The following is a 10,366-nucleotide window of genomic DNA, read 5'->3' on the forward strand; positions in this document are numbered from 1 at the left end:
CGGCGCCACCCAGCAGGCGGGAGGTGAGCGCGATGAGCCCGTGATCACCCGGTTTGTTTAGCCTTGCGCCAGCGTGCATAATCATGCGTATGACGGTGAAGGCGGCGGTGGCCGGTGCCAGCGGGTACGCGGGAGGGGAACTCCTGCGCCTGCTGCTGGTCCATCCGGAGATCGAGATCGGCGCGCTCACGGCGGCGAGCAGCGCGGGGGACCGGCTGGGCAAGCACCAGCCGCACCTCGTGCCGCTCGCCGACCGGGTGCTCACCGAGACGACGGCGGACACGCTGGCCGGGCACGACGTGGTGTTCCTCGCCCTGCCCCACGGGCACTCCGGGGAGATCGCCGCGCAGCTCGGCGAGGAGGTGCTGGTGGTCGACCTCGGTGCCGACCACCGGCTGCGCGACGCCTCGGACTGGCGGCGCTGGTACGGCGGCGAGCACGCGGGCACCTGGCCATACGGCCTGCCCGAGCTGCCCGGTGCCAGGGAGAAGCTGTACGGCACCAAGCGGATCGCGGTGCCGGGCTGCTTCCCGACCGGCGGCTCCCTGGCGCTCGCGCCCGCCTTCGCCGCCGGCCTGGCCGAGCCGTCGGCGCACTTCGTCTCGGTGACCGGCGCCTCCGGTGCGGGCAAGAGCCTCAAACCGCACCTGCTCGGTTCCGAGGTGATGGGCTCGGCCAGCGCGTACGGCGTCGGCGGGGCGCACCGGCACACCCCGGAGTTCGCGCAGAACCTGGGCCTGGTGGCGGGCGAGCGGGTGACCGTCTCGTTCACGCCGGTGCTCGCACCGATGCCGCGCGGCATCCTGACCACCGCCAGTGCACCGCTGCGGCCGGACGTGGACGCGGCGGACACCGGCGCGGTCAGGGCCGAGTACGAGAAGGCCTACCGGGACGAGCCGTTCGTGCACCTGCTGCCCGAGGGCAGCTGGCCGAGCACCGCCGCCGTGCTGGGCTCCAACGCGGTGCAGCTGCAGGTGACCGTGGACGCCGACGCCCGGCGCCTGGTGGTCATCACCGCGCTGGACAACCTGACCAAGGGCACCGCCGGGGGCGCCGTGCAGTCGGCCAACCTGGCACTGGGCTTCGACGAGACCACCGGACTTTCCACAGTGGGAGTAGCACCATGACGATCACCGCGCCGCGGGGCTTCCGGGCCGCCGGGGTGACCGCGGGCCTCAAGCCCAGCGGCAAGCCCGACGTCGCCCTCGTGGTCAACGAGGGCCCGTCGGACGTCGCCGCGGCCGTGTTCACCACCAACCGCTGCAAGGCCAACCCGGTCCTGTGGAGCGAGCGCGTGCTCGACGACGGCCGCGCCCGCGCGGTCGTGCTGAACTCCGGCGGCGCCAACTGCTACACCGGCCCGGAGGGCTTCCAGAACACGCACAGCGCCGCCGAGCAGGTCGCGGACCGGCTCGGTCTCGGCGCCGTCGAGGTGGTCGTCTGCTCGACCGGGCTGATCGGCGAGCAGCTGCAGGCGGACAAGCTGCGGGCGGGCATCGACGCCGCGGTCGACGCGCTGTCGGCGGACGGCGGACCGGCCGCCGCCGAGGCCATCATGACCACCGACACCCGGGCCAAGGAAGCCGTGCGCGAAGGCAACGGCTTCCGCATCGGCGGCATCGCCAAGGGCGCGGGCATGCTCGCCCCGGCGCTGGCCACCATGCTGGTCGTGCTGACCACCGACGCCGACGTGGACGCGGCCACCGCCGACGCCGCGCTGCGCGAGGCCACCCGGCTGACCTTCGACCGGCTCGACTCCGACGGCTGCATGTCCACCAACGACACGGTGGTCCTGCTGTGCAACGGGGCGTCCGGGGTCAAGCCGGGGCCGAACGAGTTCGGCGAACTGCTCCATGACCTGTGCCACGACCTGGCCCGGCAGTTGCTCGCCGACGCCGAGGGCGCCGACCACGACATCAGCATCGAGGTGGTGAACGCGGCCACCGAGCAGGACGCGGTGGACGTCGGCCGGGCCATCGCCCGCAGCAACCTGTTCAAGACCGCGGTGTTCGGCAAGGACCCGAACTGGGGCCGCATCCTGGCCTCGGTCGGCACCACCGAGGCGGTGTTCGAGCCGGACCGCCTCGACGTGGCGTTCAACGGGGTGTGGGTGTGCCGCGGCGGCGAGCCGGGCGAGCCGAGGGACAAGGTCGACCTGAACCCGCGTGAGGTGACCGTCACCGTCGACCTCAAGGCGGGGGTGGCCGCGGCCACCATCTGGACCAACGACCTCACGCACGCCTACGTGCACGAGAACTCGGCGTACTCGACGTGACCCCGCCCGAATCGGTGATCAGCGCGGACGAACGGCTCCGGACCGCCGCCGGCAAGGCGGGCGTGCTGGTCGAGGCGCTGCCGTGGCTCGAGCGGTTCCACGGGGCCACCGTCGTGGTCAAGTACGGCGGCAACGCGATGGTCGACGACGAGCTCAAGCGCGCCTTCGCCGAGGACATGGTGTTCCTGCGGCTGGCCGGCCTGCGCCCGGTGGTGGTGCACGGCGGCGGTCCGCAGATCAGCGCGATGCTCGGCAGGCTCGGCATCGAGGGCGAGTTCAAGGGCGGCCTGCGGGTCACCACGCCGGAGACCATGGACATCGTGCGCATGGTGCTGGTCGGCCAGGTCAGCCGCGAGCTGGTCGGCCTGATCAACGCACACGGCCCGTACGCGGTCGGCATCTCCGGAGAGGACGCGCGCTTGTTCACCGCGGAACGCAAGCAGGCCACGGTGAACGGGGAGGCGGTGGACATCGGCCTGGTTGGCGAGGTGGCCTCGGTCAACCCGGACGCGGTGCTCGACATCGTCAACGCGGGCCGCATCCCGGTGGTCTCCACGGTCGCCCCCGACGTCGACGGCGTGGTGCACAACGTCAACGCCGACACCGCCGCCGGTGCGCTGGCCGCCGCGCTCGACGCGGAGAAGCTGGTGGTGCTCACCGACGTCGAGGGCCTGTACGCGAGCTGGCCCGACCGATCCTCGCTGGTCGACCGGATCCGGGTGGACCGGCTGGAGCAGCTGCTGCCCGGACTGGCCAGCGGCATGATCCCGAAGATGGAGGCGTGCGTGCGCGCCATCCGCGGCGGGGTCCGGCGGGCGCACGTGATCGACGGGCGCATCGCGCACTCGGTGCTGCTTGAAGTGTTCACCAGTCAGGGGATCGGCACCATGGTGCTGCGGGAGGGAGAGCCGGGATGACGCCCATCAAGTCCAATGAGGACGGTCAGGCGCGCTGGCGCTCCGCGCTGATGGACAACTACGGCACGCCGAAGCTCACCCTGGTCCGCGGCGAGGGCGCCACGGTGTGGGACGCCGACGGCAGGTCCTACGTGGACCTGCTCGGCGGCATCGCGGTGAACGCGCTCGGCCACGCGCACCCGGCCGTGGTCGAAGCGGTGACCGAGCAGGTCAAGCGGCTCGGCCACACCTCGAACCTCTACGTCAACCCGGTCACCGTCGAACTGGCCGAGGCCCTGCTCGACGTGGCCGGCCTGAGCGGCGGCGGCAAGGTGCTGTTCGTGAACTCGGGTGCCGAGGCCAACGAAGCCGCGCTCAAGCTCACCAGGCGCACCGGCCGCACCAAGGTGATCGCCTGCGAAGGTGCCTTCCACGGCCGGACCATGGGCGCGCTTTCGCTCACCGGCCAAGCCGCCAAGAAGGAGCCGTTCGCACCGCTGGTGCCGGGTGTGGAGCACATCCCGTTCGGCGACGTCGAAGCGCTGCGCGCCGCCGTGGACACCGAAACCGCCGCGGTGTTCCTGGAACCGATCCTCGGTGAAGGCGGGGTGGTGCCCGCGCCCGACGGTTACCTGCGTGCGGCCAGGGAGATCACCGAGGCGGCGGGCGCGCTGCTGGTGCTCGACGAGGTGCAGACCGGCATCGGCCGCACCGGTGCCTGGTTCGCCTTCCAGCACGACGGCATCGTGCCGGACGTGATCACCCTGGCCAAGGGCCTCGGCGGCGGCCTGCCGCTGGGCGCGGTGATCGGCGTCGGCGCGGCGGGCGAGCTGTTCGGCCCCGGCCAGCACGGCACCACCTTCGGCGGCAACCCGGTGGCCTGCGCCGCCGGGCTGGCCGTGCTCCGCACCATCGCCGCCGACCGGCTGAACGAGCACGTCGCCGCGCTCGGCAAGGACATCGTCGCCGGCGTCGAGCAACTCGGGCACCCGCTGGTGACCGGCGTGCGCGGCCAGGGCCTGCTGCTCGGCATCACGCTGGCGGAACCGGCCTCGGCCGCGGTCGCCCGGGCCGCGCAGGACGCCGGTTACCTGGTCAACCCGATCCAGCCGGACACCGTCCGCCTGGCCCCACCGCTGACCCTGAGCGCGGAGGAGGCGGCCGGTTTCCTGGCTGCCCTGCCCGCCGCGCTCGGCACCACCACCCAGGACTGAAACCACATGCCAAGGCACTTCCTCCGGGACGACGACCTGACCCCCGCCGAGCAGCTCGCCGTGCTCGACCTGGCCGACCAGCTCAAGGCCGCCCCGCTGAGTTCGCGGGCGCTGCAGGGCAAGTCGGTCGCGGCCATCTTCGAGAAGAACTCCACCCGCACCCGGCTGTCCTTCGACGTCGGCATCGCCCAGCTCGGCGGGCACCCGGTGATCGTCGACGGCCGGTCCATGCAGCTCGGCCGCGAGGAGACCATCGAAGACACCTCCCGCGTGCTCTCGCGCTACGTCGACGCGGTGGTCTGGCGCACCTTCGCGCAGAAGCGCATGGACGCGATGGCCTCGGTCTCCCGCGTCCCGGTGATCAACGCGCTGACCGACGAGTTCCACCCGTGCCAGGTGCTCACCGACCTGCAGACCATCCGCGAGCGCAAGGGCAGGCTGGCCGGGCTGACCCTGGTCTACCTCGGTGACGGCGCCAACAACATGGCGCACTCGCTGCTGCTCGGCGGCACCACCGCGGGCCTGCACGTGCGCGTGGTCTCCCCCGAGGGCTTCCAGCCGGACCAGCAGGTGGTGCTGGACGCCAAGCACCGCGCGAGCGAGACCGGCGGCAGCGCGACCGTGTTCACCGATCCGCACGCCGCGGTCGACGGCGCCGACGTGCTGGTCACCGACACCTGGACCTCGATGGGCCAGGAGAACGACGGGCTCGACCGGGTCGGCCCGTTCCGCTCGCTCCAGGTCAACGCGGCGCTGCTGGAGCGGGCCGCACCGGAAGCCATCGTGCTGCACTGCCTGCCCGCGCACCGCGGGTGGGAGATCACCGACGAGGTGCTCGACGGCCCGGCCAGCGCGGTCTGGGACGAGGCGGAGAACCGCCTGCACGCGCAGAAGGCCCTGCTGGTCTGGCTCCTCGGGGACGAGCACGAAGAGCGACGCCGATGAGCAGGGCGGCCAGGCAGGCCAGGATCATCGAACTGGTGTCCACGATGGCCATCCGCAGCCAGACCGAGCTGGCCAAGCTGCTGGCCGCCGAGGGCACCGAGGTCACCCAGGCGACGTTGTCCCGCGACCTCGACGAGCTGGGCGCGGTCAAGCTGCGCGGGGCCGATTCGGGTGCGCCGGTGTACGTGATCCCGGAGGACGGCAGCCCGGTGCGCGGGGTGCAGGGCGGCACCTCCCGCCTGGCCAAGCTGCTCGCCGAGCTGATGGTCTCGGTGGACGCCTCGGGCAACCTGATGGTGCTGCGCACGCCGCCGGGCGCGGCGCAGTTCCTGGCCAGCGCGATCGACCGGGCCGCGCTGGAGGAGGTCGTCGGTTCCATCGCCGGCGACGACACGGTGGCGGTGATCGCGCGCGAACCGCTGACCGGCAAGGGCCTGGCCGAGAAGTTCGCCGAACTGGTGGATCGTTCGTCCACTTCGGAGGGTGAGTAGGGTGCCCGGCACAAGCGAGTCCAGCGACGGGAGAGTGTGAGCGAGTGAGCGGGAAAGAGCAGCCGGTCCAGCTGTGGGGCGGCCGGTTCGCCAGTGGCCCGGCCGAGGCCATGGCGGCGTTGAGCCTGTCGACGCACTTCGACTGGCGGCTGGCGCCGTACGACATCGCCGGTTCGCGGGCGCACGCCAGGGTCCTGCGCAAGGCGGGCCTGCTCACCGAAGACGAGCTGACCGGCATGCTGGCCGCACTGGACGCGCTCGCCGAGGACGTGGCCTCCGGCGCGTTCACCCCGGAGATCGCGGACGAGGACGTGCACACCGCGCTCGAACGCGGCCTGCTCGAGCGCGCCGGCACCGAACTGGGCGGCAAGCTGCGGGCGGGCCGGTCGCGCAACGACCAGGTGGCCACGTTGTTCCGGATGTACCTGCGGGACGCCGCGCGCCGGATGGTCGCGGGCACGCTGGACGTGGTCGAGGCGCTGGTTTCGCAGGCCGAACGCCACGCCGACGCGATCCTGCCCGGCCGCACCCACCTGCAGCACGCGCAGCCGGTCCTGCTCGCGCACCACCTCCAGGCCCACGCCCACGCGCTGCTGCGCGACGTCGGCCGCCTGCGCGACTGGGACGCCCGCGCCGCCGAGTCCCCGTACGGTTCCGGCGCGCTGGCCGGGTCCTCGCTCGGACTGGATCCGGAGGCGGTGGCCGCGGAGCTGGGCTTCGACACCTCGGTGGAGAACTCCATCGACGGCACGGCGTCCCGCGACTTCGCCGCCGAGTTCGCCTTCGCGCTGGCCATGCTCGGGGTGAACCTGTCCAGGATCGCCGAAGAGGTGATCATCTGGAACACCGCCGAATTCGGCTACGTCACCCTCGACGACGCCTGGGCCACCGGCAGTTCGATCATGCCGCAGAAGAAGAACCCGGACGTGGCCGAGCTGACCCGCGGCAAGTCCGGCAGGCTGATCGGCAACCTCACCGGCCTGCTCGCCACGCTCAAGGCGCAGCCGCTGGCCTACAACCGCGACCTGCAGGAGGACAAGGAGCCGGTGTTCGACTCGGTCGAGCAGCTGGACCTGCTGTTCCCCGCGCTGGCAGGCATGCTCGGCACGCTGACCTTCCACACCCGCCGCCTCGCCGAACTGGCGCCCGCGGGCTTCACCCTGGCCACCGACATCGCGGAATGGCTGGTGCGGCAGGGAGTTCCGTTCCGCGTGGCACACGAGGCCGCGGGGGAGTGCGTGCGGGTGGCCGAAAGCCGCGGCACCGGCCTCGACGAGCTGACCGACGACGAGCTGGCCAAGATCCACCCCGCGCTCACGCCCGCCGTGCGCGAAGTGCTCACCATCGAAGGCTCGGTCGCGTCGCGGGACGCCCGCGGCGGCACCGCGCCGATTCGGGTCGCCGAACAGCGGGAACGGCTGGTGCACCGGGTCGGCGAGCTGCGCGACTGGCTCAAGTAGCAGGTGATCGGGCACCGTCCCAAGACCCGTCGTCGAGCCGGCTGGTTAGGCTCATCACGGGGAGACGGACACGAAGAGGGGAGAGCGGTGCTCGATCACCTGGTCTACGCGACACCGGACCTCGGCCGGGCGGTCGAGGACCTGGGCGCCCGCGGAATCGCGCTGAGCCCCGGCGGGCCGCACCCCGGCCTCGGTACCCGGAACCACCTCGCCGCCCTCGGCGGCGACGCCTTCCTCGAGGTGATCGGCCCGGACCCCGACCAGCCCGAACCGGCCACGCCGCGCCCGTTCGGCATCGACGACCTCACCGCACCACGGCTGGTGACCTGGGCGATCCAGGTCCCGGACCTCGACGCGGCACTGGACCGCGCCCGCGACGCCGGGCACGAGCCGGGCGACGCCGTGCCGATGTCCCGCCGCCGTCCCGACGGGGTGCTGCTGTCCTGGCGCCTGGCCTTCCCGCCGGACGACCGGGGCGGGCTGGTGCCGTTCGTGATCGGCTGGGGTGACACGCCGCACCCGTCGCTCAGCGCCGCCACCGGCACGCGGCTGGTGTCACTGCGGGGTGAGCACCCCGAACCGGCGCGCCTGGGGCCGGTGTTCGCCGCACTGGGCACCGAACTCGACCTCACCGAGGCCGCCCAACCGGCGTTGGTCGCCGAGCTGGCCACCGCCGCGGGCACGGTGGTGCTGCGGTGACGAAGAAGCTGGTCACCGCGGACGAACTGGCCATCGACCCGGTGGTCGCGGCCCCGTTCCTGCTGGGCTGCGAACTGGAGGCCGACGGTCCCGACGGCACCGTGCGCGTGCGCCTGGTCGAGGTGGAGGCGTACCGCGGGCTCGACGACCCCGCATCGCACTGCTACCGCGGCCGGACCCCGCGCAACGACGTGATGTGGGGCCCGGCGGGTCACCTGTACGTGTACTTCGTTTACGGCATGCACTTCTGCGCGAACGTGGTGTGCTCCACCGACGGTGTGCCCGGCGCGGTGCTGCTGCGCGCGGCCGAGGTGGTCGACGGCGCCGACGTCGTCCGGGCGAGACGGCCGAAGGCGCGGTCCGCCGCGGTCGCGAACGGCCCGGCGATCCTCACCTCGGCACTGGGCCTCGACCGCGCGCACAACGGCCTCGACCTGCTCGACCCCGGGTCGCCGGTGCGCCTGCTCGCCGGGGAGCGGGTCGCCACCAGCGAGATCCGCACCGGGCCGCGGGTCGGCGTCGCCGCGGCGATGGACACCCCGTGGCGGTTCTGGGTGGACGGCTCACCGGCGGTGTCGGCCTACCGCCGGGGCGGGCGCGTGCGGCCGGGGCGGTGACAGCCCGCCCGGAAACCGATTGCGCTGGTGGGGGATCATTCAGTGCGTGAGTGAGCACATCCTTGACGAACTGTCCTGGCGCGGCCTGATCGCGCAGTCCACCGACATCGACGCCCTGCGCCGAGACCTGGACCAGGGCCCGCTCACGCTCTATTGCGGCTTCGACCCGACCGCGCCCAGCCTGCACGCCGGCAACCTGGTGCCGCTGCTGATGCTCAGCCGGTTCCAGCGGGCCGGGCACCGGCCGATCGTGCTGGCGGGTGGCGCGACCGGGATGATCGGTGACCCGCGCGACACCGGCGAGCGCACGCTGAACACGCTCGACGTGGTCGGCGAGTGGGCCGGCCGGATCCGCGGCCAGCTCGAGCGGTTCGTGGACTTCGACGACTCGCCCACCGGTGCGGTGGTGGCCAACAATCTGGACTGGACCGGGCCGCAGTCGGTGCTCGAGTTCCTGCGCGACGTCGGCAAGCACTTCCCGGTCAACACCATGCTGAACCGGGAGACGGTGAAGCGGCGGCTGGAAACCGACGGCATGTCCTACACCGAGTTCAGCTACCTGCTGCTGCAGTCGCAGGACTACCTGCACCTGAACCGGGAGTACGGCTGCACGCTGCAGGTCGGCGGCTCGGACCAGTGGGGCAACCTGGTCGGCGGGGTGGACCTGATCCGCCGGGTGGACGGCAAGAGCGTGCACGCGCTGACCGCACCGCTGGTCACCGACGCCGAGGGCCGCAAGTTCGGCAAGTCCACCGGGGGCGGCAACCTCTGGCTGGACCCGGAGATGACCTCGCCGTACGCGTGGTTCCAGTACTTCGTCAACGTCGGCGACGCGGACGTGATCCGGTACCTGCGGATGTTCACCTTCCTCACCGCCGAGGAGATCGAGGCGCTGGCCGAGGACACCGAGCAGCGCCCGCACCTGCGCGCGGCGCAGAAGCGGCTGGCCGAGGAGTTCACCACGCTGGTGCACGGCGCCGAGCAGACCCGGCAGGTGATCGCGGCCAGCCAGGCGCTGTTCGGCCGGGGCGACCTGGCCGAACTGGACCCGGCCACGCTGGACGCCGCGATGGCCGAGGTGCCCAGCGGCGAGGTGAAGCTGTCCGAAGAGCCGACCATCGTGGAGCTGCTGCTGGCCGGCGGGCTGGTGGACAGCAAGGGCGCCGCGCGCCGCACGGTGAAGGAGGGCGGCGCGTACGTGAACAACACCAAGGTCACCGACGAGGGCTGGAAGCCGTCGTCGGGCGACCTGCTGCACGGCCGGTGGCTGGTGGTCCGCCGGGGCAAGCGCAGCATCGCCGGCGTGGCCGCGGCGCACTGAGCCGCTCCGGGCCGGAATCAGGGCTCTGACCTGCGGATTTCCCGTTAAGGTACCCCCCTGATCCCGGCCCGTTCCGGGGCGTGTAATGTTCTCTTCGTCGCCGGGGAGACCGGGCGGCCGCCGGGAACACGAACCAAGCTCCCACCTCGTGTGGTAGAGTGGGTGGTCCCGATCTGGAGCGGTAGCTACCCTCACTGAATCCGAGTGATTCGACGTCGGTTAGGCTGTTCCAGGGCCAAAACTTTGTGGTGTGTTGCTTGAGAACTCAACAGTGTGCTAGTGAACTAAGCCAGTAGAGCTTAATTCGAAACCCCCTCGTCGGGGTTTCCTTTGAGAATACTAGATGTAGTCTAGATCAAATTCATTGTTGGAGAGTTTGATCCTGGCTCAGGACGAACGCTGGCGGCGTGCTTAACACATGCAAGTCGAACGATGAAGCCCTTCGGGG

At 71.8% G+C, this 10,366-nt stretch carries 10 protein-coding genes and 1 rRNA gene; all 11 read left to right on the plus strand.

The genetic code is table 11. From position 1 onward, the window contains the following. Positions 1-89 precede the first annotated feature (89 nt). Positions 90-1,127: an N-acetyl-gamma-glutamyl-phosphate reductase gene (gene argC, locus AC07EG_RS32030; protein WP_478256964.1), complete on the plus strand. Its 1,038-nt coding sequence runs from the start codon at positions 90-92 to the stop codon at positions 1,125-1,127. After that, a complete protein-coding gene (gene argJ, locus AC07EG_RS32035) occupies positions 1,124-2,275 on the plus strand; it encodes a bifunctional glutamate N-acetyltransferase/amino-acid acetyltransferase ArgJ (protein ID WP_478256965.1) in 1,152 nt (383 codons plus the stop codon). The genes argC and argJ overlap by 4 nt, the downstream gene beginning before the upstream one ends. Beyond that, positions 2,272-3,192, plus strand: coding sequence for an acetylglutamate kinase (gene argB / locus AC07EG_RS32040; RefSeq protein WP_478256966.1), 921 nt, complete (start codon positions 2,272-2,274; stop codon positions 3,190-3,192). Before argJ ends, argB begins: the two co-directional genes overlap by 4 nt. Next, positions 3,189-4,385 carry an acetylornithine transaminase gene (locus tag AC07EG_RS32045; RefSeq protein WP_478256967.1) on the plus strand — a complete coding sequence of 399 codons (1,197 nt, stop codon included), beginning with the start codon at positions 3,189-3,191 and terminating at the stop codon, positions 4,383-4,385. The genes argB and AC07EG_RS32045 overlap by 4 nt, the downstream gene beginning before the upstream one ends. Before the next feature lie 6 nt (positions 4,386-4,391). Next, positions 4,392-5,330, plus strand: coding sequence for an ornithine carbamoyltransferase (gene argF, locus AC07EG_RS32050; RefSeq protein ID WP_478256968.1), 939 nt, complete (start codon positions 4,392-4,394; stop codon positions 5,328-5,330). Beyond that, positions 5,327-5,821 (plus strand): arginine repressor, encoded by a 495-nt coding sequence (locus AC07EG_RS32055; protein ID WP_478256969.1) that lies wholly within the window; start codon positions 5,327-5,329, stop codon positions 5,819-5,821. Before argF ends, AC07EG_RS32055 begins: the two co-directional genes overlap by 4 nt. Before the next feature lie 44 nt (positions 5,822-5,865). Then, a complete protein-coding gene (gene argH / locus AC07EG_RS32060) occupies positions 5,866-7,281 on the plus strand; it encodes an argininosuccinate lyase (protein ID WP_478256970.1) in 1,416 nt (471 codons plus the stop codon). A gap of 87 nt (positions 7,282-7,368) precedes the next feature. Next, on the plus strand, positions 7,369-7,980 hold the full coding sequence (locus AC07EG_RS32065) for a VOC family protein (protein ID WP_478256971.1): 612 nt from the start codon (positions 7,369-7,371) through the stop codon (positions 7,978-7,980). Beyond that, on the plus strand, positions 7,977-8,597 hold the full coding sequence (locus AC07EG_RS32070) for a DNA-3-methyladenine glycosylase (RefSeq protein ID WP_478256972.1): 621 nt from the start codon (positions 7,977-7,979) through the stop codon (positions 8,595-8,597). The genes AC07EG_RS32065 and AC07EG_RS32070 overlap by 4 nt, the downstream gene beginning before the upstream one ends. A gap of 46 nt (positions 8,598-8,643) precedes the next feature. Beyond that, complete coding sequence (tyrS, locus tag AC07EG_RS32075) at positions 8,644-9,918, plus strand: tyrosine--tRNA ligase (protein ID WP_478256973.1); 1,275 nt, start codon at positions 8,644-8,646, stop codon at positions 9,916-9,918. A gap of 364 nt (positions 9,919-10,282) precedes the next feature. After that, positions 10,283-10,366 (plus strand): 16S ribosomal RNA (locus AC07EG_RS32080); the annotation flags it as partial.

The organism is Amycolatopsis sp. NPDC045836 (assembly GCF_056431745.1).